Genomic DNA, 26,272 nt, shown 5'->3' with positions numbered 1-26,272 from the left:
AGGCCGAGCCCCGCCCCGCCGGCTCGTCCACCGAAGGCGGATCGGGCTGCTCGGCCTGTACGCGGTCTACACGATCTACACGATCTACGCGGTCTACACGGTCTACACGGTCTACACGATCTACGTGATCTTGCGCATCAGCCGGCCGCGCCGTCGTCGGCGGCCGCGGGCGGGACGGTCAGCGCCCGGTCGGCCGGGCGGCGGCCCACGGGCTGCTGGGGCTCGGGCAGCACCGGCAGCGGCGGAACGGGCAGCTCCACGGGTGGGCCGGCGGTGAGCCCGACCGGCTTTCCATGGTGCAGGATCTCCAGCGGCTCACCCTCCTCCAGGGTGTAGCGGACCGCCTGCGGGCGGATGTCCACCCGCAGCCGGCGCCCCCGCGCCAGCACGGTGAACCGCAGGCCGGACAGCGCCTCCGGCAGCCTGGGGGCGAACCCCAGCCGGCGCACCCCGTCCTCGTCCTCGTGCTGGCGCATACCGCCGAGCCCGGCCACCAGGGCCATCCAGGTGCCGGCGAGGGAGGCGATGTGCAGCCCGTCGCGGGTGTTGTGCTCCAGGTTCTCCAGGTCCATCAGCGCCGCCTCGCCCAGATAGGCGTAGGCGAGCCGCATGTGCCCGGTCTCCGCGGCCATGACGGCCTGGCAGCACGCCGACAGCGACGAGTCGCGCACCGTCAGCGCCTCGTAGTAGGCGAAGTTGCGGGCCTTCTCCTCCGCCGTGAAGTCGTCCGGGCAGGTCACCATGGCGAGGACCAGGTCGGCCTGTTTGACGACCTGCTTGCGGTAGAGGTCGAAGTAGGGGAAGTGCAGCAGCAGCGGGTACTGGTCGGCCGAGGTGTTCGCGAAGTCCCAGTGCTGGAACGTGGTGAACCCGGCCGACTGCTCGTGCACGCCGAGGTCCTCGTTGTACGGCACGGCCGTCCGGGCGGCGGCGTCCCGCCACGCCGCGGCCTCCTCCTCGCCGACGCCCAGCTCCTCGGCCCGGTCGGGGTGCCGGGCCACCGCCTCCGCCGCGGCCATCAGGTTCCACCGCGCCATCAGGTTCGTGTAGAGGTTGTCGCGGGCGATGGCGCTGTACTCGTCGGGGCCGGTCACCCCGTCGATGTGGAAGACGCCCTCCGGGTCGTGGTGGCCGAGCGAGCGCCACAGCCGTGCCGTGTGCACCAGCAGTTCCAGTCCGGGCCCGCGTTCGAACTCCTCGTCCCCGGTGGCCGCCACATAGCGCGCCACGGCCCGCGCGATGTCCGCGTTGACGTGGAAGGCGGCCGTCCCGGCGGGCCAGTAGGCGGAGCACTCGGCTCCGCTGATGGTCCGCCACGGGAACGCCGCTCCGGCCAGCCCGAGCGTGTGGGCCCGGTCGCGCGCCGCGGGCAGGGTCGCGTGCCTCCAGCGCAGCACCGGGGCGACCGCCCGGGGAGCGGTGAAGGTGAGCATCGGCAGGACGAACGACTCCACGTCCCAGAACGAGTGCCCGTCGTAGCCGGTACCGGTCAGCCCCTTGGCGGGAATGGCCCGCTCCTCGCTGCGGGCGGCCGCCTGGAGAACATGGAACAGCGAGAAGCGCACGGCCTGCTGGATCTGCGCGTCGCCCTCCACCTCGACGTCGGCGCAGGACCAGAAGTGGTCCAGGAACGCCCGCTGCTCGGCGAGCAGCCCCTCCCAGCCCGTGCTGCGGGCGGCGGCGACCGCCGCGTCGGCCTGGTCGTGCATGGCCGGCAGCGACCTCTCGGCGGACCACCCGTACCCGACGAACTTCACCAGCCTCAGCCGTTCGCCGCGCTTCAGCGTCGCGGTGACGGTGAGCCGGCTGACATCGGGCTCGCTCTCCGCCGACCAGGTGGTCCCCTCCGGGCCCTCGACGACATGGTCGGCCGCGGCCGCCACCCGCTGGCCGCTGCGCCGGGTGCGGTGCACCAGCCGCAGCCCGGTGCCCCGGGCGAAGTGCTCCTCCGGCTCCAGCGGCGCGTCGACGGCGGCGGCGACCCGCGGGTCGCCGGGCTCGTGCGGCATCTGCTCGTTGGCGACCAGCTCCGACTGGACGGCCACATGGGTGGGCCCGTCCAGCGGCTCGATCTCGTAGGCGATCGCGGCGATGGCGCGCTGGGTGAGCGACACCAGCCGCTCGGAGGTGATGCGGACGGTGCGCCCGCCCGGCGAGGTCCACTCCGCCGTGCGGTGCAGGACACCGGTGCGGAAGTCCAGGACCCGCTCATGGCAGCCGAGTTCGCCGTAGCGCAGGTCGAAGGGGTGGTCGTCCACCAGCAGTCTGATGATCTTGCCGTCGGTGACGTTGACCATCGTCTCGCCGGACTCCGGGTAGCCGTATCCGGCTTCGGCGTACGGCAGCGGATGGAGTTCGTGGACGCCGTTGAGGTAGGAACCGGGCAGTCCGTGCGGCTCGCCCTCGTCGAGGTTGCCGCGCCAGCCGATGTGGCCGTTGGCGAGGGCGAAGACGGACTCGCTCTGCGCGAGGACGTCGAGGTCGAGCCCGGTCTCGCGCAGGCACCACGGTTCGACCGTGTAGGCGGAGTGGCTGATCATCGTGACTCCATCAGTTCGGCCAGGTCGTCCACCACGACGTCCGCCCCGTGCCGCCGCAGCTCCTCGGCCTGCCCGGTGCGGTCGACGCCCACCACCAGGCCGAAGTTGCCGGCCCGGCCGGCCTCCACCCCGGCGAGCGCGTCCTCGAACACGGCGGCGTCCCCCGGCGCGACGCCCAGGGCGCGGGCCGCGGCCAGGTAGGTGTCGGGCGCCGGCTTGCCGTGCAGCCGCTGCTCGCGGGCGACGACCCCGTCGACGCGTTCGTCGAACAGGTCCTCGATACCGGCGGCGGCGAGCACGTCCCGGCAGTTGGCGCTGGAGGAGACGACGGCGGTGCGCAGCCCGGCATCGCGGACGGCGTGCACATAGGCGACGGAGCCCTCGTACGCCTCCACTCCGTCCTCCCGGATCCGGCGGAGCACCAGTGCGTTCTTGCGGGTGCCCAGGCCGCTCACCGTCTCGCGCTCCGGCGGGTCTCCGGGCGCCCCTTCGGGCAGTTCGACGCCGCGGGAGGCGAGGAAGGTGCGGACGCCGTCCTCGCGTGGCCTGCCGTCGACGTACTCGTCGTAGTCGCGGACGGCGTCGAACGGCACGAAGGCGGTGCCCTCGCGGTCGGCCCGCCCGCGCAGGAAGTCGTCGAACATCTCCTTCCAGGCGGCGGCGTGGACCTTCGCCGTGCGGGTGAGGACGCCGTCGAGGTCGAACAGACAGGTGCGCACATGATCGGGTAGCCCCAGCATGCGGTCGAGGCTAGGAGGCGCCGGCGGCCGCGGGGGCGGGGGCGTACGCCCGCCGCACACGCGTACCCCGTGGGGATGACGCACCGGGTGCCATCCGGAGCAGCCCGCCGCCCGGGCATCACGCACCGGCGCCGGACCGGGGCGCCCGCGGGCCGGGCCCCACGGGGGCGGGGCCCCGGGGCCGGCGCTGCATGAGGACCCGGCCACCGCCGCCCGGGCATCCGCTGACCGGCGCCCGACGGCCCGCGCCCCGGGAGCGGACGCGGGCCCCGGACCCGCGGCTTCCGGGCGCCTCACCGGCCGTCCGGCAGGCTCCAGCGGTACGGCGCCACGAGGCGGCCGATGCTCTGCGGCCCCCAGGAGCCGGGCGCGTACGGCTCGACCGGCGGCGGGTTCTCCAGCAGCGGGGTGGACACCTCCCAGAGCCGTTCGATGCCGTCGGAGCGGGTGAACAGGGACTGGTCGCCGAGCATCGCGTCCAGGATCAGGCGCTCGTACCCCTCCAGCGCGTACATGGTGTTGAAGGACTCGGCGTAGCTGAAGACCATCTCGGCCTCGCTCAGCCGCATCGCGGGCCCGGGTTCCTTCACCAGGAAGCGGGCGGCGATCCTGCCCGGGTCGTCGAAGTCGATCACCAGTTCATTGGTGCGGTAGCGGTGGCGCGGGGCCGTGGGGAACATCCGCAGGGCGGGCTCCCGGAAGCCGAGCGTCACCACGTGCCGCCCCTCCGCGAGCGACTTGCCGGAGCGCAGGTAGAACGGCACACCCGCCCAGCGCCAGTTGTCGAGTTCCACGCGCAGCGCCACGAAGGTCTCGGTGTCCGAGCGGGGGTCGACGCCGGGTTCGCCGCGGTAGCCGTCGTACTGGCCGCGCACCACGTGCGCCGGGTCCAGCGGCCGCATCGACTGGAACACCTTCTCCTTCTCGTCGCGCAGGCGCTTGGCGGCGAGCGCGGTGGGCGGTTCCATCGCCACGAAGCCCATCAGCTGGAAGAGATGGGTGACGATCATGTCCCGGAAGGTGCCGGTGCCCTCGAAGAACTGGGCGCGGCCCTCGATGCCGATCTTCTCCGGCACGTCGATCTGCACATGGCTGATGTGCTCGCGGTTCCACACCGGCTCCAGCAGGCCGTTGGCGAACCTGAGCGCCAGGATGTTGTCGACCGACTCCTTGCCGAGGAAGTGGTCGATGCGGAAGATGCGCGACTCGTCGAAGACGGCGTGGATGGTCGCGTTGAGGGCCCGCGCGGAGGGCAGGTCCGTGCCGAACGGCTTCTCCACGATGACGCGCGCGCCGTCGGCGAGGCCCGTCGCGCCGAGCATCTCGATGACGGACGCGAAGGCCTTGGGCGGCACGGCGAGGTGGAACAGCCGGCGCGCCCCGTCGCCCACGGCCTGCTCGGCGTCGCGCACGGCCGCCAGCAGGGGTTCGGGGTCCTCGGGGTCGGCCGAGCCGAAGGACAGCGACTCCTCGAACCTCTGCCACGCCTTGCCCTCGGGCCCGGACCTGCCGAACTCGGCCACCGACTCGCGTGCCCGTTTGCGGAACGCGTCGTCGCTGAGCGCCTCACGGGCGGGCGCGGAGCCGACGATCCGGTAGCGGTCGGGCAGCAGCCCGGCCTTGGCGAGGTGGAAGAGCCCCGGCAGCAGCTTGCGCCGGGCGAGGTCGCCGGTGGCGCCGAACAGCACGATGACGTGGTCGTCCGGGACGGCACCGCGGTGCTCCGAGCGGGTTCCGCGGGTCACGGGTCACCCCGCCTTCTCGGCGTGCCCGCCGAACTCGCCGCGCATCGCGGACAGCACCTTGTCGGTGAACTGCCCCAGCTCGCGGGACTCGTAGCGCTCGAAGAGGGCGCTGGTGATGACCGGCGCCGGCACGCTCTCGTCGACCGCCGCCAGGACCGTCCAGCGGCCCTCGCCGGAGTCGGAGACCCGCCCGGTGTAGGCGTCGAGCCCGGGCGAGCGGGCGAGCGCGTCGGCGACGAGGTCGACCAGCCAGGAGCCGACGACCGAGCCGCGCCGCCACACCTCGGCGACCTCGGCCACGTCGATCTCGTACTGGTACGCCTCCGGCTCGCGCAGCGGGGCGGTCTCGGCGTCGACCGTGCGGGAGCGCAGGCCCGCGTCGGCGTGCCTGATGATGCTGAGCCCCTCGCCGATGGCCGCCATCATCCCGTACTCGACACCGTTGTGGACCATCTTCACGAAGTGGCCGGCGCCGTTGGGCCCGCAGTGCAGATAGCCCTCCGGGGCGGTCCCGTCGGTGCGGGTCCGGCCGGGCGTGGGGGCCGCGTCGCCGGTGCCCGGGGCGATGCTGCGGAAGATCGGGTCCAGCCGTGCCACGGGCTCGTCCTCGCCGCCGATCATCAGGCAGTAGCCGCGTTCGAGGCCCCACACACCGCCGGAGGTGCCGCAGTCCACGTAGTGGATGCCGCCGGGGGCGAGCTGCCCGGCGCGGGCGATGTCGTCGCGGTAGTACGAGTTGCCGCCGTCGACGACGGCGTCGCCGTCCGCCAGCAGGGTGGCCAGCTGGTCCAGGGTCGGCTGGACGACACCGGCGGGCAGCATCAGCCAGACGTTCCTCGGCTGTTCCAGCCGGTCGACCAGGTCGTGGAGCGAGGAGGCGGCGGTCGCCCCTTCCTTCTCCAGCTGCTTGACGGCGTCGGTGTCCAGGTCGTAGACGACGCAGTGGTGGCCGTCGCGCATCAGCCGGCGCACCAGGTTGGCGCCCATCCGGCCGAGTCCGACCATGCCGAGCTGCATGGGCGTGTCCGTGGTCATGGTCGATCTCCCCGTTCCTGGTGGGTGCGGACGGTCTGCGGGACTGCCGGGCGACGGGCCGTCACGGCGCCGCCTCCGGTCCGGCCGCCAGCAGTCCGCGGGCGGTCTCGGCGACCCGCTGGGCGGTGAACCCGAACTTGCCGAGCAGTTGCTTCAGTGGCGCGGAGGCGCCGAACGTGTGCATGCCGACCAGGGCGCCCCGGTCGCCGACGTACCGGTCCCAGCCGAACGTGGACGCCTGCTCGATGCCCACCCGCGCGGTCACCGACGGCGGCAGCACCTCGTCCCGGTACTCCCGCGGCTGACGGTCGAACAGCTCCCAGCACGGCATGCTCACCACACGGGCGCCGATGCCCTCGGCCGCGAGCTCGTCCCGGGCCGCCAGCGCCAGGGAGACCTCGGATCCGGTGGCGAGCAGGATCACCTGCGGCTCGCCGGAGGGCGCGTCGGCCAGGACGTACGCGCCGCGCGCGACGCCCGACGCGTCCGCGAGCCGGGTCCGGTCGAGGGTGGGCAGCGCCTGCCGGGAGAGCACCAGCGCCGCCGGCTCGTGCCGCAGCCCGGCGACGCAGCGCCAGGTCTCGGTGACCTCGCCGGCGTCGGCGGGACGGAACACCAGCAGGCCCGGGATGGCCCGCAGGCCCGCGAGCTGCTCGACCGGCTGGTGGGTCGGCCCGTCCTCGCCGACGCCGATGGAGTCGTGGGTGAAGATGTGCACCACGGGCAGCTCCATCAGCGCCGACAGCCGGATGGCGCCCCTGGCGTAGTCGGAGAAGATCAGGAAGCCGGACCAGTAGGGCCGCAGCTTGGTCAGGGCCATCCCGTTGGCGACGGCGGCGGCCGCGTGTTCGCGGATGCCGAAGTGGAGGTTGCGCCCTCCGTGCTCCTCCGGCTGCAGATCGCCCGCGCCGTCGAAGGTGAGCCTGGTCTTCGTGGACGGGGCGAGGTCGGCCGAGCCGCCGAGGAGCCAGGGAACGTTCCGCGCCAGGGCGTTCAGCACCCGGCCCGAGGAGTCCCGGGTGGCGAGGCCCTTGGGGTCCGGGGGGAACTCGGGGAGCTCCCGGTCCCAGCCGTCGGGGAGTTCGCGGCGCTGCATGCGCTCCAGTTCGTCGGCCTCGGTCGGCCAGGAGGCCCGGTAGTCCTCGAACCGCTTCTCCCACGCGGCGCGCAGTTCCGCGCCGCGGGTGCCGATGCCCTGGGCGAACCGCTCCCGCACCGCGTCGGGCACCCGGAACTCCTCGTTCTCGGGCAGCCCGAGGAAGCGTTTGGCCGCGCGGACGCCGTCCGGGCCGAGCGGTGAGCCGTGCGCCTTCGGGGAGTCCTCGACGGGCGAGCCGTAGCCGATGTGGCTGTGCACCAGCACCAGGGTGGGGCGTTCGGCCTCGGCCCGGAAGTCGTGGAAGGCGCGGGCGACGGCGTCGAGGTCGTTGGCGTCGGCGACGGTGGTCACGTTCCAGCCGTACGCGAGGAACCGGGCGGCGACGTCCTCGGTGAAGGCGATGTCGGTGTGGCCCTCGATGGTGACCCGGTTCGAGTCGTAGATCCAGCACAGGTTGGACAGCCGCTGGTGGCCGGCGAGGGAGGCGGCCTCGGAGGCGACGCCCTCCATCATGCAGCCGTCCCCGGCGAGGGCGTACACGTCGAAGTCGAACAGCGGGAAATCCTCGCGGTTGTACGCGGCACCCAGCCACCGGCCGGCGAGGGCCATGCCGACGGACGTGGCGACGCCCTGGCCGAGCGGGCCGGTCGTGGTCTCCACACCGCTCGTCCAGCGGTACTCGGGGTGCCCGGGGCAGCGGGAGTCCAGCTGCCGGAAGGACTTCAGGTCCTCCAGCGTGACCGACGGGCGGCCCAGCACCTCGTAGTCCGGGTCGACGGCATGGACCCCGGCCAGATGCAGCAGGGACCACAGCAGGACCGAGGCGTGCCCCTCGGACAGCACGAAGCGGTCGCGGTTGGGCCAGATCGGGTCCCGGGGGTCGTACCTGAGGAAGCGCTGCCAGAGCGTGTACGCGACGGGGGCCATGCCCATCGGTGTGCCCGGGTGCCCGGACTCGGCCCGCTGGACGGCGTCCATGCACAGTCCGCGGATGGTGTTCACCGACAGGGTGTCCAGGTCGTCGGTCATGAGCGATCCCCGTTCTCGGGCTTCTCGGGCTCTTGGCTCTCGGGCTTCTCGGGCTCTCGGGCTCTCGGGCTTCTCGCCGGTCTCCGGTCCTCCGTGCTCTCCGTGCCTGCGCTCTCCGGTCCTCCGTGCTCTCCGTGCCGTCCGCCTCCGGGCCCCGCTCGGCGGACGGCGGGCGCTCCACGGACGCCGGCGGTGTCGCCGGCACTCCTCGCATCGTGTCCGGGGCCCCCGGGACGGGCCTCACCCGCACCGGGTGAAACGCGCCCCGGCGGGCCGGGTACCCGCCGGGCGCACTGCGCGGGACGGGTACCCGCCGGGCGCACTGCGCGGGACGGGCGCCGCCTCAGCCGTGCGGGACGACGGCCACCGGGCAGGCGGCGTGGTGGATCAGGGCGTGGGTCGTCGAGCCGATGTGCGAACCGTGCCCCCGGTGCCTTCCGAGTACCACGAGGCGGGCGTCCGCGGCCTCTTCGACGAGGCGGTCGGCCGGCCGGCCGATGGCCGACTCCTCGGACACGTCCACGGCGGGGTACTTGTCGCGGAAGGGCCGCACCGCCTGCGCCAGCGCGGAGGCCATCTCGGCCTGCGGGCCCGAGTCCGTCTCCGCGGCCACCCGGTGGCGGTGCAGGAACGGGGCGTGCCAGCTGTGCAGCACATGCAGGGGGACACCGCGGCGGGCCGCGTAGTCGAACGCGAACTCGAGGACTTCGTCGGCGGGGTCGGCGATGTCGAGACCGAGCACGACCTTGTTCCGGCCGTGCGCTCCGTGGGCGTCCTCGCGGTAGTCGGGCCGCACCAGCACCACCGGCTGCTTGGCGTCCGCGACCACCTCCTGCCCCACGGAGCCGACCATGAACCCGCCGATGCCGCTGAGCCCGTGCGTCCCCACGACCAGGACGTCGGCCTGTGCGCCGGCGTCCAGCAGCACCCGGGTGGGTGCGTCCTCGACCTCCTCGGCGGCCAGGGTCAGCTCGGGCCTGCGGGTACGGACGCGCTCCTCCATGGCGCCCAGGACGTCCCCCGCTTCCTCGGCCCGCTCCTCGTGCGTCATCCGCACGGCCTGGGGCTGGTGGGGGATCCACTGCGTGGCGTACACCAGGCGCAGCGGGGCACCGCGCAGCGCGGCCTCGTCGGCGGCCCAGTCCGCGGCCGCGAGACTTCCGTCGGAGCCGTCCACTCCCACGGCGATCGGTCGGGACATGCTGCCCTCCTTGCCTAGGGCTCTCGCGAGGGGCCGGGCGCGGTGGGCGCGACCTTCAGCGCGAAAGGACCCCTGATCAAGAAAGTACCGACTCGCGGGAGACCGCGCGATTCCGGCCGTGACGGAGAGTGATCGATCGGGTGCGTCGCTCTGGGGAGGTAGGGGGGAGGCTCCGGGACGGGCGGTCCGGCGGTGGCCGCCTGCCCGGCCCTGCGGCACGGCGTCACCGGCTGTGCGTACGGGCCCCGCCGAGCCCGGTGCGGCGGCTCAGCGGCAGCGGCCCAGCATCGGCGGCCCGGGGGCGGCGGCTCAGCGCGCGTCGAGGCGGAAGCTCATATGGCCGAAGCCGACCATGTCGCCGGCTCGGACCACCACGGAGCCGGTCACGCGGCGGCCGTTGACGGTGGTGCCGTTGGTCGAACCGAGGTCGCGGAGCACCCACAGACCACCGCGCAGCGACAGTTCGGCGTGCAGCCGCGACACGGTCTCATGGCTGAGCCGCAGCCCGTTGGACGGGTCGCGGCCGATGCGCAGCGGAGACGGCCCCGGCTCCGGCAGCAGCAGCGGAGGCAGCCGCTCGGCCCGCCAGGCGCGGCCGAGCCGCACCGAGAACGCCGAGATCCTGCCCACCGCGCCGTACAGCCTCTCGGCCAGCCGGCCGCCGCCGGGCCGCAGATCCGCGGTGAGCGCGCGGAGTTCGTCCGGTCCACGCGCGGCCAGGGCGAGTTCCATGCGCCGCAGGAACGTGTCGTGCGACAGCCTGCCCTCGACGGCGCCCTCCCGGAGCACTCCCAGCACGCGCTCCCGCTCGGCGTCGGAGGGCCGCGCGGGACACGTCTGGAACTCGGAAGAGGACGTCACAGACCCGATTGTCCGGCCGACCGTCCCCAAGTGTCCAGAAGGGACGGCGAGGATCGCTGCCGTGCCGGTGCGGCGCAGTCGGGGCGGCACACCCCGGGAGGCGGCGGGGAGCGCGCGACCGGCGGCGAGTTCGAAGCTGCCGCCGGGGCGCGGTCCCTGCCCGTCTCGCCCGGTGGCCGTCTTGCCCGTCTCTCCCCGTCCCTCCCCGTCGCGGCCCCTGCCCCGTCTCTCCCTGCCCCGTCCCTCCCCGTCGCGGCCCCTGCCCCGTCTCCCGCTTCGTGCATACGCGGGCGTCCCGCCCCACGCGCCTCCCTCGGCCTCCGTGCGCGAAAAGCACTGGAGGTCCCGCCCCCGGGGCGCCTACCATGCGCGCGACGCCCATGACCTCAGGAAAGGAGGCGAGTGCCGTGCAGACCACACCGTTCCCGCGCTCCCGCCCCGGCCATCCGGCGTCCGTCGTCTGACCGGGAGCGCGGCCCCCGTTCCGCAGTCCCGGAGGACGACCTCATGACCGCTTCGACCGGTCCGCTCGTCCGCGCGCTCTCCGAGAGCGACGCGGATCTCTTCGACACCCTGCCCGACCCGCTCGGCGTGGGCCGGGCCCTGGCCCGTGCCACCCACCGCCCGGAGTGGAAGCGGGTCGCCCTGCGCGACGGGAAGGTCGTCGCCCGTGCCGCCTGGTGGGGCGGACCCGACGACATCGCCCCCGTCAACCTCAACTGGTTCGACGTCGCCGACGGCGAGGAGGAGGCGGGCGCCGAACTCCTGCGCAGCTCACCGTTCCGGGTCGAGTACGAACTGATCCTGCCCTCCGGCTGGCGCGCGGACCCCGTGTCGAGGGCCGCCGCCGAGGCGAGGCTGCACGCCGCGAAGGCGGCCGGGATGAGCGTTCTCGTGGAACGCTTCCAGTACCGGTGGACGCCCGGATGCGGGCTCCCCGAGCGGCCCGGACGGCTGGAGTTCCGGACCGAACCCGACGACGACGTGTTCCTCGACGTGCTGCGCCGCGTCCACACGGGCACCCTCGACGCGCACGCGCTGCGCGCCATCGCCGAAGGCGGCCTGGACCAGGCGGCCCGGGAGGAGCTGGAGTTCTTACACTGGTGCCCGTCGCCCCGCGAGTGGTGGCAGCTCGCGTACACCCTGGACGGCGACCTCGTCGGCCTGCACGTCCCGGCGCACAACCCGTCGGGTCCGTGCGTCGGCTTCATCGGCGTGGTCCCGGAGCACCGCGGTAACGGTTACGCCTACGACCTGCTCGCCGAGTGCACGCACTTCCTGGCCGAGCGGGGAGCCGAGTTCATCGCGGGCGCGACCGACCAGGGCAACGCGCCGATGGCGGCCAACTTCGCCAGGGCCGGGCACCCGGTGGTGCAGGAGCGCATCCATCTCGGCTTCCCGCCCGGTGCGTTGACCGGGGGGTGACCGGTCTGGCTCAGCCCGACGGCTCCGGGCGCCCCGCACCGCGACGGCACCGGAGCCGGGCCGTTCACCCCGCCGGACGTTCAGCCCGCGCAGCGTTCAGCAAGTCGAACGTCCAGCCCGGCGGCTGTTCGCCCCGCCCGCCGTTCACCCCGTCGAACGTTCAGCCCGCCGGACGTGCGGGCTTCGCGGCCCGCTGGGCGCGGATGACGTCGCGGTACCACGCGTACGACGCCTTCGGGGTGCGCTCCAGCGTGTCGTAGTCGACGTGCACCAGGCCGAAGCGCTGGGTGGCGCCCTCCGCCCACTCGATGTTGTCGGTGAGCGACCAGACGAAGTACCCGCGGACGTCGACGCCCTCCTCCACCGCCCGGTGCAGGGCGCGGAGGTGGCCGTCGAGGAACGCGATCCGGGACCGGTCGTCGAGGCCGTCGTAGGAGCAGCCGTTCTCCGTGATGTGGACGGGCGGGAGACGGTCGCCGTAGCGCGCCCTGAGGCCGACGAGCAGCTCCCGCAGGCCGTCCGGGACGACGGGCCAGCCGAAGCGGGTGCGCTCCATCCCCTTCATCTCCCGCAGGCCGAAGGGGAGTTCCGCGGGCATGCCGAGCCCGGCGTAGGTCTCCAGCGCGTCGGCCGCGGGCGCGCCGACCAGCATGGGGTGGTAGTAGTTCACTCCGTACCAGTCCAGGCGCTCGGAGATGACCGCGAGGTCGTCGGCGACCGGGCCCGGCATCAGTCCGTCGAACCCGTCCGGGTATCGGCCCGTGAGCAGCGGGTCGGAGAACAGCCGGTTGGTGAGCGTGTCGTAGAGCTCGGCCGCGGAGCGGTCCTCCTCGCCGTCGCTGAACGGATGTACGGGCGAGTGGGACACGGCGAGACCGATGTTGCCGGCGCCCGCGGCCCGCAGGGCCCGGACGGCGAGGCCATGGGCAAGGAGCTGGTGGTGGGCGGCGGGCAGGGCGTCGAAGAGGAGCCTTCGGCCGGGCGCGTGCTCGCCGAGCGCGTAGCCGAGCATGGTCACCTCGGCGGGCTCGTTGACGGTGATCCACATGGGGACTCGGTCGGCGAGGCGCTCGGCGACGACGGCGGCGTAGTCGGCGAACCGCTCGGCGGTGTCGCGGTTCAGCCAGCCGCCTGCCTCCTCCAGGGGCAGCGGGGTGTCCCAGTGGTACAGGGTGGGCGCGGGGGTGATGCCGTGCTCGCACAGTTCGTCGACGAGCCGGTCGTAGAAGGCGAGCCCGGCGGGGTTCACCGGCCCGCTGCCGCCGGGGATCACCCGGGGCCAGCTGATGGAGAAGCGGAAGGCCCCGGCGCCCAGGCCGGCGAGCAGGGCCACGTCCTCGCGGTAGCGCTCGTGGAAGCCGGTGCCCCGGGAGGCGTCGGCGCCGTCCTTGATCCGGCCGGGTTCGGCTGAGAAGGCGTCCCAGCCCGAGGGGCCCTTGCCGTCGGTGTCGGCGGCGCCCTCCGTCTGGAACGCGGACGCCGAGGCGCCCCACAGGAACCCGGGCGGGAAGGCGGGCAGCGCCGTCGCGGAGTGAGGTGTCGCATCGTCAGGAGCCGGGGAGTGAGGTGTCGCGCAGTCAGGTGTCGCGGAGTCAGGAGCCGGGGAGGGCGATGTCATGGCGCGGACCCTAGTACCGGCGAGTACGGCGCCTCCAGAGGGCGGAATTGCCAGGATGGGAAGGAACCGCCGCCCGCGACATGACCCGACACGACCGACACGCCCGGGCACGACCCGGCACCACCCGGCACGAGTCCACCGGTGCCGGCACAAGGGACGCCGCCGCCGGTGCCTGCGCCGCCACCGACGCCCCCGACGCCGGCCTCAGCACCTCCGCGAACACCGACACCACCGCCAACACCAACACCAACACCGCCAACACCGCCAACGCCAACGCCAACGCCGCCAGCAATGCCGACGCCGAAACGACAGGGGATCGATCACGTGCTGTTCGAGGTATGGGCACCGCACGCACAGGACCGGGTCGACTTGTGGCTGGAGGACACCGAACAGGGGATGGAGCGCGATCCGTCGCGGGAGGACTGGTGGACGGCCGAGGCGGACGCCCGGGACGGGGACCGCTACGGCTTCCGGCTGGACGGCGGCCCCGTCCTGCCCGATCCCCGCTCGCGCCGCCAGCCCGACGGCCCGGACGGGCCGAGCGCCGTGGTCGCCCCCGACGCGTACGTCTGGCGCGAAGAGGGTTGGCGCGGCCGGGATCTCGCCGGCGCGGTCCTGTACGAACTGCACATCGGCACCTACACGCCCGAGGGCACGCTCGACGCCGCGGCCGCCTGCCTCGGCGAGCTGGCGGAGCTCGGTATCACCCATGTGGAGCTGATGCCGCTGTGCCCCTTTCCGGGGACGCACGGCTGGGGTTACGACGGCGTGGCGCCCTGGGCCGTGCACGAGCCGTACGGCGGCCCCGGGGCGCTGAAGCGCTTCGTCGACACGGCGCACGGACTCGGCCTCGGTGTGGTGCTGGACGTGGTGCACAACCATCTGGGGCCGTCCGGCAACCACCTGCCCGCGTTCGCGCCCTATCTGACGGACCTCCACCACACGCCCTGGGGCTCCGCGATCAACCTCGACGCGCCCGGCTCCGACGAGGTGCGCGCGTACCTGATCGGCAGCGCTCTGGCGTGGCTGCGGGACTACCGCGTCGACGGACTGCGGCTGGACGCGGTCCACGCCCTGGTCGACACCCGGGCGCTGACGTTCCTCGAGGAACTGTCCGCGGCGGTCGACCGGTTCGGGACCGAGGTGCGGCGGCCGGTGTTCCTGATCGCCGAGTCCGACCGGTGCGACCCGAGGACGACCACCCCGCGCGAGGAGGGCGGTCTCGGGATCCACACCCAGTGGAACGACGACTTCCACCACGCCCTGCACACCGCGCTGACCGGTGAGTCGCAGGGCTACTACGCCGACTTCGCGCGCGAGCCGCTCGGCGCGCTCGCCAAGACCCTCGGCCGTGTGTTCTTCCACGACGGCACGTACTCGACGTTCCGCGGCCGCACGCACGGACGGCCCGTGGACCTCGTCCGCACCCCGGCGCACCGGTTCGTCGGCTACGCCCAGACCCATGACCAGATCGGCAACCGCGCGACCGGCGACCGGCTGTCGGCGTCCCTCTCCCCCGGGCTGCTCGCCTGCGCGGCCGCGCTGGTGCTGACGGGGCCGTTCGTGCCGATGCTGTTCATGGGCGAGGAGTGGGGCGCCCGTACACCGTGGCAGTTCTTCACCGACCACACGGACCCGGAGCTCGCCGAGGCGGTGCGGCAGGGCAGGCGGCGGGAGTTCGCCGGGACCGGCTGGGCGGCGCGGGAGATCCCCGACCCGCAGGACCCCGCCACCCGCGAGCGGTCCTGCCTGGACCGCTCCGAGCGGGACCGCGAACCGCACGCCCGGCTCCTGGCGTGGTACCGCGAGCTGATCGCCCTGCGCCGGGGCGAGCCCGACCTGTCCGACCCGGACCTCGCGGCCGTCCGGCTCGCCTACGACGAGGCGGCGCGCTGGTTCGTCTTCCGGCGCGGGGAGATCCGGGTCGCGGTCAACTTCGGCAAGGAACCCGCCGGGATCCCCCTGGGCTTCGGGGGCGGCAGGGTGCTCGCCGCCTGGGGGCCGGCAGTGCCGCCGGGGCCGGACGGAGTGCTGGAGCTGGCGGGCGAGTCGTGCTTGGTGCTGCACGAGGCTTGACCCGTCAGCGGGCGCACGTGCCTCCCGGGACGTGCGCCACGGCACCCGAACCGAGCCCCCCGGCCCGCCCTCCGGGCGCCTCTCGATACCCGGCCCGGCCTCCGGGCCCCCGCCCTCCCCGTCTCCTACTCGACGATCGCCAGCTCGTGCGGCGTGTTGTTCAGCCGCCGGCCGCCCGTGTCCGTGACCGTCACGATGTCCTCGATCCGCACCCCGAAGCGGCCGGGGAGGTAGATGCCCGGCTCCACGGAGAAGCACATCCCCGGCACCAGCGGCTGCTCCTCCCCCTCGATCATGTACGGCGGCTCGTGCGTGGTGACGCCGATCCCGTGGCCGGTGCGGTGGATGAAGTACGTCCCGTACCCGGCGTCGTCGATCACCGCGCGCGCGGCCCGGTCGACGTCCTGGCAGGCCGCCCCCGGCCGGACCGCCTCGAACCCGGCCTGCTGCGCCTCGCGCACGATGTCGTGGACCCGGCGCTCCTCCTCGGTCGGCTCCCCGACGTGCACGGTCCTGGTGGTGTCGGAGCCGTATCCGTGCTTCAGCCCGCCGAAGTCGAGCACCACCATGTCGCCCTCCACGATGGTGCGTTCACCGGCCTCGTGGTGGGGGTTCGCCCCGTTGGGGCCCGAGCCGACGACGGTGAAGTCCACCTGCGAGTGCCCGAACCGCAGCAGCAGGGCGGCCAGGTCCGCGGCCACGTCGGTCTCCTTGCGGCCGGAGAAGCGGACCTTGAGGATCTCGCGGTACGCCTCGTCGGCGGCGGCCCCGGCCGCCTCCAGCCGCGCCAGCTCCCGCTCGTCCTTGACCGCGCGCAGCAGGGGCAGGGCCTGCGTCAGTGCCGTGTACGTGGTGCCGGGCAGTTCCCGCAGCAGGCCGAGCAGGTGCATGGCCCACGCGTTGTCGCTGATCCCGTATCGGCCGCGCCCCTCGAGCAGTGCGGCGGTGACGGCGTACGGGTCCTTGCCGTCGGTCCAGTCGCGCAGGGTGAGCGCGGGCCCGCCGGCGGCGCGCTCCGCGTCCGGGGCCTCCAGGGCCGGTACGACCAGCACCGGGTCCCGGCCCTCGACGAGGACGAGGAAGGTGAGCCGCTCGGTCGGTACGGGCTGGTAGCCGGTGAGGTGGACCAGGTCCGGGCCGGGAGCCACCAGGAGACCGGACAGCCCGGCCTCGGCGGCGGACCGCGCGGCGCGGGCCATCCGCGCCCGGTAGTCGTCGGCGGTGAACGGCGCCGGCGGCGCGGACTCGGCGGTGCTGGGCATGAGCTCCTCCGTAGGGTGTCGGCCGGCCCGGGAGGGCCGGGTGTGGGTGCTCCTTCCCGGCCGACCGGGTCGCGGTCCTCGGCCGGGAGTGCGGTCCTCGGTTCGATGGGGCTACCGCCCGGACGGCGGCACTCGGGTTCGAGGGGGGCTACCGCCGGGACGGTGGTCCTCGGGTTCGAGGGGGGAGCCGGGGGGAGCCCCCTCGCATCGGTGCTCGGGTTCGACGGCGGCTCCCGCCCGGACGGCGGCCTCCGGCGCGGGCCAGTCGTGCTCCTCCGCCCCGGCGGCGGGGCGTTCCGGGCGGGCGCAGTCGCGATCCGTGAACCGGCCGGGCCTCAGTCGTCGCCCGGATGCCGGGCCACGAGACGCTCCAGCATGTCCTGGAAGTCCTCGCCGACCACGATCCGCAGCCCGTCCCCGTCCTCGTCGCGGTCGCTGAGCTGGGTCAGCGTCCCCGCCCGCCACCAGTAGACGTACGGGGTGATCGCCCCCGGCGTGTCGGCGTACCCCGACGCGGCGAAGGCGGCCAGCGCGTTCAGGGACGGGATCACGCCGGCGTCGCGGATGACGTGGAAGGCGATCTGGTGCCGGAACGGAAGCGCGACCAGCGCGCCGTCCTGCGTGATGTGCTGCCCGGTGACCTGGCGGGCGAGCGTGTCCAGCGCGAGGACGCGGCTGGCCGTGTAGAAGGAGTCGCCGACCACCACCTCCAGGCGCATCCCTCCGGCGTCCTTGATGGTCTCGTGGCCTTCCACGGGAAGGTCTCGCAGATTGGCCATCGCCCGCTCGCGGAGCACCGGGACGTCCCCGAGCGGTGCGAGGGCTTCGTCGGTCAGGATCATCACGCTCTCGGGGAGGTCGAGCGCGAGTACCTCGCTCAGTCCCGGCGCGAGTGCCCGGGCGTAGCGGAACGTTTCCCTGTCCAGGCCCTCGGAGCCGATCACCCGCGGGTACAGCTGGGACCGGATCTGCTCGGGCGGCAGGGTGTCCAGCGCGGACGGCGCGTCCATGGTGCGGAGCACCATGCCGACGTGGTCGCGGATGACCTTGGGCCATACGCGCGGGCCCCGCTCGTCGTTGTGGCAGACGGCGGCCAGGTTGCCGAGCCCGAACTGGCGTCCGGCGCTGTCGGTGACGACGTCCGCGTAGACGGTGACCTCCAGGCCTCGCTCGGCGAATGCCTCCCGGACCTGGCCGCGGAAGTGGGAGCCCTCCGCCACCGAGAAGAAGGCGAACTCGGCGTCCCGGGGCGTGTCGTCCCCGTCGCGCTTCGGCCCTCGCCGGAACAGCCTCACGTCGGCCCCCGCTCGTCCTGTGTCGGATCGGATCCTGATTGCCCGGATGTTGCGTGTGTTCGGTTCTGCGCTGTGCGTGCTCAGGTTTCGAGCGTACCGAGCACACCCGGGGCCCCGCTTGCCAGGCCCGTTCGGCGCCCTCCCGGCGCATCCGCGGCGCGTGGGCCGTGCGGCCGCCGCGCCCACGTGACGCATGTGCCGTGCAGCCGCGATGCGCGCGTGACTCATGTGCCGTGCAGGCGCGGCGCCCACGTGACGCATGTGCCGTGCAGGCGCGGCGCACGCACGGCTCCCGAGGCCCGGGCCGACCGCCGGCCACGCAGTCAGGCCCCGCCCGCCCCCTGATCCGCACGGACCGTGAACCCGGCCAGGAAGAGCGCCAGCCACCGGGAGCGCACGGCGGGCTCCTGGTCGGTGGGGGCGGTGAGGACCAGCATCAGGAAGTCGTCGACGGTGACGTCGGGACGGAGGTCCCCGTCGGCGACGGCGGCGGCGATGATCCGCTCCATCGCGGCTCGGAACCGCTGCTCCTGCCGTTCGGTCCAGTGCGCGGCACCCAGGGTCTGAGCCGCCGCCTTCACACTGCGGTCCCGGGCCGCGGCCTCGATCGTGCGTTCGGCCAGCCGGGTGATCTCCGCCATCGCGCGGGAGCCCTCCCCGACGCGTGCCGCCGCGGCCTCGATATCGACGGTGATGGTCTCGCTGTGCTCGGCGATGACAGCCCCCACCAGGTCCGTCTTGGTGGGGAAGTGGCGGTAGAGCGTGCCCACGGCCACTCCCGCCGCTTCGGCGATGGCGTCCATCGGGACATCGGGTCCGTGGAGGGTGATCTGCTCGCGCGCGGCGGCCAGGATCTTCGTCCGGTTGCGGACGGCGTCCGCGCGCAGCGGGCGGGAACCGGCCATGGGTCCTCCGTAACTCGGCCAGGGGCGGACTGCCACGGTCGCGGGTCGGACCGGACCGTCACCCAAGGGCACGCGACGGCGGCGCACCGGCGCACGGCAGGAACATGAATTCTAGTTCAGGATCCCGGCCACCCGGCTTGCACAAACATGAACTAGCGCTCATGATAATGGTGAGCCATGGTTCACTTTATCTATCGCCCCCATCGGAGGACCCCGTCATGTCGAGCAAGGTCGCCCTGGTCACCGGAGCCTCTTCCGGCATAGGCGAAGCCGCAGCCCTGGAACTGCACGCCCGCGGATTCACCGTCTACGGCGCCGCCCGCCGGGTCGAGCGGATGTCCGGCCTGGCCGAGCGGGGCGTCCGCACCATCGCCATGGACGTCACCGACGAGGACTCGATGCGCGCTGGGGTGGACCGGATCGTCGCCGAGACCGGCCGGATCGACGTCCTGGTCAACAACGCCGGATACGGCTCGTACGGCCCGGTCGAGGAGGTGGCGCTGGAGGAGGCCCGGCACCAGTTCGAGGTCAACGTCTTCGGCGCCGCCCGGCTGACCCAGCTCGTCCTGCCGCACATGCGCTCCCGGCGCCACGGCCGCATCATCAACATCACCTCGATGGGCGGCAAGATCCACACACCGCTGGGCGCCTGGTACCACGGCACGAAGTTCGCCCTCGAAGGCTTCAGCGACTCCCTCCGCATGGAGGTCAGGCCCTTCGGCGTCGACGTCGTCATCGTCGAACCGGGCGCCATCCGCACCGAGTGGAGCTCAATCGCCGCCGGCAAGCTCCGCAAGCTCGGCGAGGACAGCGCGTACGCCGGGCAGATCGCCTCCATGGCCGGGACCCTTGAGTCGGACAGCAACGCACGCCGCTCCTCGTCCCCGTCGGTCGTCGCCCGCGCCATCGGCCGGGCCGCCACCAGCCGCCGCCCCAGGACCCGTTACGCGGTGGGGATGGGTGCCAAGCCGCTGATCATGGTCCGCCGGATCCTGCCCGACCGGGCGTACGACGCGCTCGTCGCACGCGCCATGGGCAGCCTCGGCGCATAGCACGCGGCCGGGGGCGGGCGAGAGCGCAGGCGGGCGCGCGCAGGCGCGGACCAAGGCGCAGGAGCGCCGGGGCACGGACCGCGGCGCGCCCGGTCACGATCCCCGCGGCCCCATGCGTACGGTGAGGTGGGCGCGGTGCCGGCCGTGCGCCACCAGCCGGGCGTTGAGCTCGTCGGAGTCGCGGACCCAGCGCTCGGCGTCGCATCGCTCCTTGCCGAAGCGCACATGCCGGTCCACCAGCCGGGGCACCCGCACCGCGTCGGGAAGCTCCAGATACCAGACCTCGTCGAGCAGCGCGCGGACCCGCGCCCAGGGCCCTTCGTCGTGCAGCAGGTAGTTGCCCTCGGTGAGGACGAGCGGAACGTCCGGGCCGACCGCGATACTGCCCGCCACCGGTTCCTCGATGCTCCGGTCGAAAGCCGGCGCGTACACGGTCGTCCCCGCCTCGCGGGTACGGAGCCGGGCCAGCAGCGCCACGAAACCGGCCGCGTCGAAGGTGTCCGGGGCGCCCTTGCGCCCCGCCCGGCCGAGCCTTTCCAGTTCGGTCTGCGCCAGGTGGAAGCCGTCCATGGGGACGAGCACGGCACGCTCCGGGCCGAGTCGCGACACGAGTTCCGCGGCGAGCGTGGACTTGCCCGCGCCGGGCGGCCCCGCGATGCCGAGGAGGTGCCGTCCGCCGCGTCGGGCGAGACGGCCGGCGCGGTCGGTGAGCTGCTCGATCGAGGGGTCCATGCGAGGCATTGTGCAGGGCCTCGGCGATACTGGGGCGCCCCCGAGCAAGGAGACCCGATCCCCCGTGTCCGCCGCACCGCTGCCCCGCATCGCCCTCGTCACCCTGGTCGTGCGCGACTACGACGAGGCCATCGCCTTCTACCGGGACGCCCTCGGCTTCACCCTCGTCGAGGACACCGACCGGGGCGACGGTTCGCGATGGGTCGTGGTCCGGCCCGGCGGCGGCGCGGGCGGCACGGATCTGCTGCTGGCGCGGGCGCACGGCGAGGAGCAGTCGGCGAGCGTGGGCGCCCAGACCGGCGGCCGTGTCGGATTCTTCCTCCACACCGACGACTTCGCCCGCGACCACGCCAGGATGACGGCGGCCGGCGTCCGCTTCCTGGAGGAGCCGCGCCACGAGCCGTACGGTTCGGTGGCCGTCTTCGAGGACCTGTACGGCAACCGCTGGGACCTGCTCCAGCCCGCGTAGCGCCCGAGAGATCCCCTGTCCGCGCGGGCACCCGGCGTCCGCGTCGCCCCGGCGCTCCGGACGCTCAGCGTGCCGGCAGGTCCAGCTCGGCGCGTACGGTCTTGCCGACCGGCACCCGGTCGAGGACCGACCACCGGTCGGCGAGCGCCGCGACGAGCACCAGCCCACGCCCGCCCTCCCCCTCACCGGGGCGTTCGGCCGAGGCCCGCATCTCACCGGGCCGGGGCGGGCGGCACTCGCCCCGCGGGTCCGACACGTCCACGATGAGCTTCCCGGGCTCCAGGGCGAGCCGCAGCTCGAAGTCCCGGCCCGGCACGAGGCCGTGGGTCACCGCGTTCGCCGCCAGTTCGGCGACCAGGACGGCGGCCGTCTCGGACGTCTCCGTCCCGTGCGGAACGCCCCAGGAGTGCAGTTGGTGGAGCGCCAGATGCCGGGCGAGCCGGGCACCGCGCGGCGTGGAGCTGAAGCGCTGTAAGAACACACGTACGGTGACGGGCGGTTGGGGGGCGGCGGGGATGGCCGGTGGGGTGGCCGATGCGGTCATGAGCCCCAATTCTGCGGCCGGACCAGGGGTTTCTCCAGCGGACCCCCACGTACGCTGAGTCAGCGTACACGCACTCCTTGTAGACGGTACGGGTCACCATCCGTGACGATGGCCCGATGGCGATGACGGACACCGGCGGAGCCGGTACGCACACCACGGAGCCGGAAGCCTCGGACAGTCTGCGGACGTTCGGGGCGGTGGTCCAGGCCCTGCGGGAGCACGCGGGTCTCAGCCGCGGCGACTTCGCCCCGCTCGTCGGGTACTCCAAGCACACGGTGGCCTCGATCGAGCTGGGCCGCCGGATGCCGGACGACGGCTTCGTGGAGCGGGCGGAGACGGCCCTCGGCAACACGGGCGTGCTGCGGCGGGCCGCGCAGCATCTCTCGCGAAGGCCCGGGCTGGCGGCGTGGTTCCGCAGATGGGCGCGGCTGGAGGCGGTGGCAAGCAGCCTCGCCACCTACGAATGCCGCTTGGTTCCGGGCCTGTTGCAGACGGAGGCGTACGCGCGGACACTGTTCGTCAACCAGCTCCCGCCGCTGGGGGACGAGCAGATCGAGGCGCAGACGGCGGCCCGGCTGGAACGGCAGCGGCTGCTCAGGGAGCGCCCGAACACGGCGTACAGCTTCATCCTCGAAGAGCATCTGCTGCTGCGCCGGATGGGCGGGCCGGCGGTCACCCGCGAGCTGCTCGACCATCTCCTCGAACTGGCCGAACTCCGCAACATCGAGCTCCAGATCATGCCACTGGTACGGGAGAGCCACGCGGGACTCGGCGGACCGATGCGGCTGCTGGAGACCCGCGAGAACAAGTGGTTCGGCTACTGCGAGGGCCAACGAGGCGGCCAGTTCGTCTCCGACCCCCGGGAGATCAGTGTGCTCCAGATGCGCTATGCCAGGATGCGCTCCCAGGCGCTTACCCTGGAGGACTCACTGAGCCTGTTGCGTCGGATGCGAGGAGCCCTATGAGCGGCAGCACAGAACTGGCCTGGTTCAAGAGCAGCTACAGCAGCGGCGACGGCGACGACTGCGTGGAGGTCGCGCTCTCCTGGCACAAGTCCTCCTACAGCAGCGGCGGCGACGGCGACTGCGTGGAGGTCGCCGCCTGCCCCACCACCGTCCACGTCCGGGACTCCAAGCAGGCCCCGGGCCCCCAGCTCGCCCTCTCCCCCACCGCCTGGACCCACTTCGTCTCCTACGCGGCCGGGGGCTGAACCGGTCGGGCCCCGTGCGGGGCCCGACCGCACCCTCCCGGGGGGCCGGTCGCCGCGCTCAGCTGCGGGCGCCGAGCCGCCGCCCCTCCCCCGCCGCGGCCCGCAGCAGGATCTCCACCAGTTCGCCGGGGGTGGACAGCATCGGCCAGTGCCCGGTGGCGAGTTCGAAGAACCCCCAGCGCGGCTCGGCCAGTTGCCGGAAGAGCGGGCTGCCCGTGGCCACCAGCGCCTCGACTCCGGCGACGTCCATGGTGCCGCCGTCCGTACAGAAGACGCCCGTCATGGGCAGCTCGTCCACCGCGCCCGTGAAACGGACCGGCGTGGTGAGGGTGCCCACCGGCTGCGGCGCGGCGAGACGCGCCAGACGCGCGATCCCGTCCTCGGGGACGCCCGCCGGGTTCCCCCACTCCCGCCACTCCTCCGCGGTGGGCGCGGGCACCCGCCAGCCGCCCTCGACCCGGGCGGGCTGGCCCAGCATCCGGTCGCGTACGGGGCCGTCCGGCATCTGCTCGCGTACCTGCTGGAGCACGGAGAGGCCGTCGCGGGGCAGCGGCGCGTCCACGAAGACGATCCGGCCGACCCGTTCCGGGCGCCGGGACGCGGCCCCGAGCACCGGATAGCTGCCGTAGCAGTGCCCGACCAGCACCACCTCCGGCTCGTCGGCGTGGTCCACGATCTGCACCAGGTCCTCGACATGGGTGCCCATGTCCGTGTCCGGGCCGCCGAGATGGCGGCGGTCGCCCATCCCCGTCAGGGTCACCGGGTACGCCACCGCTCCCGACTCCCTCAGTCCGGCGGCCACGTCCCGCCAGACCCACCCTCCGGTGTGGCCTCCCGACACCAGTACGAACGCCGTCATGGGTCCCTCCTCCACGGGGTCGTGTCCCCGCCGGGCCGGCCCCCCGTAGGCCGGCCCGGCGCGGGTACCGTAGGAACTCCCCCTGAGGGAGGTTCAAGCCGTGCCGACGAACGCCCCACTGACCATCGGAGAACTGGCGGAGCGAGCCGGAGTCACGGTCAAGACGGTCCGCTTCTACTCGGACCGGGGCCTGCTCCCCGAGTCGGGCCGCAGCACGGGCGGCCACCGCCGCTACGGCCCCGAAGCCCTGGACCGGCTGCGGCTGATCCGCTCACTTCGGGAACTCGGCCTGCCGCTCCCCGAGGTGCGCCGGATCGTGGACAGCCAGGACGACGACCGTACCGCCGGTACGAACGCCGACACCCGTACGAACGACGTACTTGAGGCAGCCATCACCGGCCAGTTGCAGAAGGTGGGCTCCCAACTGTCCGCCCTGCGCTGGCAGGAGGCGTCCCTGCGGCTGCTGCGGGACTGCGCGGCCGGTGAGCGCGCCGAGCGGCTGCGGCTCGTCGGCGCGGTGGCCGTGCCGCCCAGCACGGCACCGATGGCGCGCTTCTGGCGGTACTGGCTGCCGCCGCGCCTTCCGGCCCGGGTGGTCTCGGCGTTCCTCGACCAGGCCGTGCCGCACCTCCCCGACGACCCGACGCCCACGCAGGTCTGGGCCTTCGCCCGGATGCACGCACTGGTGTCGGCAAACTGCTCCGGTTCCGCCCGGCCGCAGCCAGCCGTCCACCTGCCCGACCGGGGCTACCATCCCGCCGTGCTCTACGACGGTCTCGGCGAGGCGTACGCGCTGGCGTCGGCCGAGCTCCGGGCGGGGCGGCCACCCTGGGCGGGCGAGGCGCTCGACTGCTTCGTCTCCGCCTACGCCGTGTCACGCGGCACACGCGACACCCCGGCGTTCCGCCGGCTCCTGCGCCGCCAACTGGCCGCCGATCCCCGTATCGACGTGTACTGGCAGCTCACGGCCGAACTGTCCACCCCACCGGGCGCCCCACCCGAACCGAACCCCGGCTCCGCCCACGACTGGCTGTGCACGGCGCTGAACGCGGGGACCGCGCGGCCAGCGGGCTGAACCCGGGCGAGCCTCCTCACAGGTACTACAGGGATCTTCGGTCTGTTTAGGGATGGATCGAGTCAATCGAATTCCACGCCTGCCCAAGGATCGGGTTCTCCGGTCCACGGGTCGATTCCGGTGTCCCTGATTCGCTGCTCTTCCTGCATATGCAGAAATCGTGGCGCGGAATTTCCCCATAGCGATAGGTCACTGATGGGGCACTCCGGAAAATCCGCCCGAAAAACCTTCAGCAGGAATTCCACCATTCCACAGTCATAGACCTCCCACCCTCCACCATGGCGTGCCCACACAGCGACCGGCCACTTCTCCGGATCGAGACCGGAAGCCACCCAGCACAGAGCGTCCGCAGCGGCCGTTCCACCCCACCTGATCATATCCTCCAGGCGATAGGCTGCGGCCAACTCCGGCCGCTGCCAGTCCTGCATGCCGGGTGCGATGACAGTGTCCTCGGGCAATCTGTCAACGTACGCGGGTACCGATGCCGCTGACTGCGGAACCAGCACGCTGATACTTTGACTGATCTCCCCCTCTCCATATGCAGCGATAAATCCCTGATAGTCAGAAGGGAAGCCGGGGACTCGACACCCGGCCGCTGCCGCGGTCCAGTCGACTCGACTCCCGGCGCCGTCATGAGGAGGCATGAGTTCCATCATCTGTCGCAGAGAATCCCGCATATGCACCTCTCGGTTGTCATGGAGTCTCCCCGACCGGCATGGAAGCCCCTCATTTCACAGGAGTCGGGAACACCTTGCGCTCGATTCCTCACTGAAGACGGTAAGTCGGATCCGCGATCACTTCAGACGCGAACAACGGCGGATCCAAGCGCCCTTCGAGTGCCCGAATGAAGAAATCACTGAAACTCATCCGGTACTCGTGCCATCCGTGGCGGTCATCAATGACCACGCCCCATTCGACATCACCCGCCAGCCCTCTTGCCATGTGCAGGTAGGCGCCACCACGGAACATGGCCACCGGCAAGAGGCCCCCTCCCTCTGACATCAGTCGATACGGGACACCAGCCGCCCTCTTCGCTCTGCGGCGAGCATAGACACTGCTCAGCAATTCCATCTGAACCAGGGGAGAGCGTGAGAAGTCTCCAGGAGGAGCCTGCGGATGAAAGAAGTCCAGTACGCCTCCGACCTCACACATCCCGAAGGCAGACACGAATTCTTTGTAGTCGACGGGCAGAGAGACCCCCAAAGACCCTTCGGTCGAGCGCCATTCATCGACGACGTCTCCCTGAGCCAGCGGATCCCCGAGAATCTGCCGGAACCTATCCATGTACAAATCAATCGCCACCCTTGCAGAACATCCCAGCACGCACATCGCCGCGCGGATCGCTTCTCACGTCACAGTCCAACCGAGCGACATCTCCGGGAGAATTTCCACCACTGAGCCATTTCAGTCCGGCCACTGACCGAGCGACGGGGCCGATGCCGCCTCCACACCGTGCGCTCCGCGGATTCCGTCCCGCCGACTCGAGGTCAAAGCGTTCTC

General features: G+C 72.8%; 23 protein-coding genes. 7 read left to right on the top strand and 16 right to left on the bottom strand.

The genetic code is table 11. The features are described from left to right. Positions 1-137 precede the first annotated feature (137 nt). The 7 genes from DDW44_RS24685 to DDW44_RS24655 all read right to left on the bottom strand — a co-directional run bounded on the left by DDW44_RS24685 (position 138) and on the right by DDW44_RS24655 (position 10,250). A complete protein-coding gene (locus DDW44_RS24685; protein WP_108907785.1) occupies positions 138-2,540 on the bottom strand; it encodes a glycoside hydrolase family 65 protein in 2,403 nt (800 codons plus the stop codon). After that, positions 2,537-3,280, bottom strand: coding sequence for an HAD family hydrolase (locus DDW44_RS24680; RefSeq protein ID WP_170814042.1), 744 nt, complete (start codon positions 3,278-3,280; stop codon positions 2,537-2,539). The genes DDW44_RS24685 and DDW44_RS24680 overlap by 4 nt, the downstream gene beginning before the upstream one ends. A 293-nt stretch (positions 3,281-3,573) precedes the next feature. Further along, the gene (zwf, locus tag DDW44_RS24675; RefSeq protein WP_017944716.1) at positions 3,574-5,025 is read right to left on the bottom strand and encodes a glucose-6-phosphate dehydrogenase; all 1,452 of its coding nucleotides are present in this window, start codon (positions 5,023-5,025) and stop codon (positions 3,574-3,576) included. Between the two features lie 3 nt (positions 5,026-5,028). Then, positions 5,029-6,060 (bottom strand): phosphogluconate dehydrogenase (NAD(+)-dependent, decarboxylating), encoded by a 1,032-nt coding sequence (gene gnd / locus DDW44_RS24670; RefSeq protein ID WP_018888579.1) that lies wholly within the window; start codon positions 6,058-6,060, stop codon positions 5,029-5,031. 61 nt (positions 6,061-6,121) lie between these two features. Further along, on the bottom strand, positions 6,122-8,188 hold the full coding sequence (gene tkt, locus DDW44_RS24665) for a transketolase (RefSeq protein WP_108907784.1): 2,067 nt from the start codon (positions 8,186-8,188) through the stop codon (positions 6,122-6,124). 343 nt (positions 8,189-8,531) lie between these two features. Beyond that, positions 8,532-9,389, bottom strand: coding sequence for a universal stress protein (locus tag DDW44_RS24660; protein WP_017944719.1), 858 nt, complete (start codon positions 9,387-9,389; stop codon positions 8,532-8,534). Between the two features lie 309 nt (positions 9,390-9,698). Beyond that, positions 9,699-10,250 (bottom strand): DUF1707 and FHA domain-containing protein, encoded by a 552-nt coding sequence (locus DDW44_RS24655; protein WP_017944720.1) that lies wholly within the window; start codon positions 10,248-10,250, stop codon positions 9,699-9,701. Positions 10,251-10,757: 507 nt separating this feature from the next. Between DDW44_RS24655 and DDW44_RS24650 the strand changes: the two genes are divergently transcribed. Next, positions 10,758-11,675 (top strand): GNAT family N-acetyltransferase, encoded by a 918-nt coding sequence (locus DDW44_RS24650; protein ID WP_108907783.1) that lies wholly within the window; start codon positions 10,758-10,760, stop codon positions 11,673-11,675. A 160-nt stretch (positions 11,676-11,835) separates the two neighbouring features. On the opposite strand, the gene DDW44_RS24645 is transcribed toward DDW44_RS24650, so the two are convergent. Beyond that, on the bottom strand, positions 11,836-13,293 hold the full coding sequence (locus tag DDW44_RS24645) for a GH1 family beta-glucosidase (RefSeq protein WP_108907782.1): 1,458 nt from the start codon (positions 13,291-13,293) through the stop codon (positions 11,836-11,838). A 324-nt stretch (positions 13,294-13,617) separates the two neighbouring features. On the opposite strand from DDW44_RS24645, the gene treZ reads away from it, so the two are divergent. Next, entirely contained in the window at positions 13,618-15,369 is a 1,752-nt protein-coding gene (gene treZ / locus DDW44_RS24640; RefSeq protein ID WP_108907781.1) for a malto-oligosyltrehalose trehalohydrolase, read from the top strand. Between the two features lie 125 nt (positions 15,370-15,494). On the opposite strand, the gene DDW44_RS24635 is transcribed toward treZ, so the two are convergent. The 3 genes from DDW44_RS24635 to DDW44_RS24625 form a co-directional block, all read right to left on the bottom strand. Further along, a complete protein-coding gene (locus DDW44_RS24635; RefSeq protein WP_108907780.1) occupies positions 15,495-16,631 on the bottom strand; it encodes a M24 family metallopeptidase in 1,137 nt (378 codons plus the stop codon). A 335-nt stretch (positions 16,632-16,966) separates the two neighbouring features. Further along, on the bottom strand, positions 16,967-17,926 hold the full coding sequence (locus DDW44_RS24630; RefSeq protein WP_108907779.1) for a DUF1444 domain-containing protein: 960 nt from the start codon (positions 17,924-17,926) through the stop codon (positions 16,967-16,969). Positions 17,927-18,249: 323 nt separating this feature from the next. Further along, positions 18,250-18,831, bottom strand: a complete 582-nt coding sequence (locus DDW44_RS24625; RefSeq protein WP_018888570.1) for a TetR/AcrR family transcriptional regulator — start codon at positions 18,829-18,831, stop codon at positions 18,250-18,252. Positions 18,832-19,049: 218 nt separating this feature from the next. Here DDW44_RS24625 and DDW44_RS24620 point away from each other — a divergent pair, with 218 nt between their 5' ends. Beyond that, positions 19,050-19,883: an oxidoreductase gene (locus DDW44_RS24620; RefSeq protein WP_108907778.1), complete on the top strand. Its 834-nt coding sequence runs from the start codon at positions 19,050-19,052 to the stop codon at positions 19,881-19,883. A 93-nt stretch (positions 19,884-19,976) separates the two neighbouring features. Here the strand turns inward: DDW44_RS24620 and DDW44_RS24615 are convergent, their stop codons facing one another. Next, positions 19,977-20,615, bottom strand: coding sequence for a nucleoside/nucleotide kinase family protein (locus tag DDW44_RS24615; protein WP_108907777.1), 639 nt, complete (start codon positions 20,613-20,615; stop codon positions 19,977-19,979). A gap of 79 nt (positions 20,616-20,694) precedes the next feature. On the opposite strand from DDW44_RS24615, the gene DDW44_RS24610 reads away from it, so the two are divergent. Further along, entirely contained in the window at positions 20,695-21,084 is a 390-nt protein-coding gene (locus tag DDW44_RS24610) for a VOC family protein (protein WP_026281444.1), read from the top strand. A 64-nt stretch (positions 21,085-21,148) separates the two neighbouring features. Here DDW44_RS24610 and DDW44_RS24605 read toward each other — a convergent pair whose 3' ends face one another. After that, positions 21,149-21,628: an ATP-binding protein gene (locus DDW44_RS24605; protein ID WP_108907776.1), complete on the bottom strand. Its 480-nt coding sequence runs from the start codon at positions 21,626-21,628 to the stop codon at positions 21,149-21,151. Positions 21,629-21,744: 116 nt separating this feature from the next. Between DDW44_RS24605 and DDW44_RS24600 the strand changes: the two genes are divergently transcribed. Continuing rightward, positions 21,745-22,593: a helix-turn-helix domain-containing protein gene (locus DDW44_RS24600; RefSeq protein ID WP_108907775.1), complete on the top strand. Its 849-nt coding sequence runs from the start codon at positions 21,745-21,747 to the stop codon at positions 22,591-22,593. Next, positions 22,590-22,838, top strand: coding sequence for a DUF397 domain-containing protein (locus tag DDW44_RS24595; RefSeq protein WP_108907774.1), 249 nt, complete (start codon positions 22,590-22,592; stop codon positions 22,836-22,838). The genes DDW44_RS24600 and DDW44_RS24595 overlap by 4 nt, the downstream gene beginning before the upstream one ends. A 58-nt stretch (positions 22,839-22,896) precedes the next feature. Here DDW44_RS24595 and DDW44_RS24590 read toward each other — a convergent pair whose 3' ends face one another. Further along, a complete protein-coding gene (locus DDW44_RS24590) occupies positions 22,897-23,697 on the bottom strand; it encodes an alpha/beta fold hydrolase (RefSeq protein ID WP_108907773.1) in 801 nt (266 codons plus the stop codon). A gap of 100 nt (positions 23,698-23,797) precedes the next feature. On the opposite strand from DDW44_RS24590, the gene DDW44_RS24585 reads away from it, so the two are divergent. Then, the gene (locus DDW44_RS24585; protein WP_108907772.1) at positions 23,798-24,772 is read left to right on the top strand and encodes a MerR family transcriptional regulator; all 975 of its coding nucleotides are present in this window, start codon (positions 23,798-23,800) and stop codon (positions 24,770-24,772) included. 62 nt (positions 24,773-24,834) lie between these two features. Here DDW44_RS24585 and DDW44_RS31800 read toward each other — a convergent pair whose 3' ends face one another. Together DDW44_RS31800 and DDW44_RS24580 are read right to left on the bottom strand one after the other, a co-directional pair. Further along, on the bottom strand, positions 24,835-25,428 hold the full coding sequence (locus DDW44_RS31800) for a hypothetical protein (RefSeq protein ID WP_167455531.1): 594 nt from the start codon (positions 25,426-25,428) through the stop codon (positions 24,835-24,837). A gap of 109 nt (positions 25,429-25,537) precedes the next feature. Next, positions 25,538-26,074 carry an SMI1/KNR4 family protein gene (locus DDW44_RS24580; protein ID WP_108907771.1) on the bottom strand — a complete coding sequence of 179 codons (537 nt, stop codon included), beginning with the start codon at positions 26,072-26,074 and terminating at the stop codon, positions 25,538-25,540. Positions 26,075-26,272: the final 198 nt, after the last annotated feature.

The organism is Streptomyces tirandamycinicus (assembly GCF_003097515.1).
GTDB classification, from domain to species: Bacteria; Actinomycetota; Actinomycetes; order Streptomycetales; family Streptomycetaceae; genus Streptomyces; species Streptomyces tirandamycinicus.
This window is presented reverse-complemented; position numbering and strand designations above follow the sequence as displayed.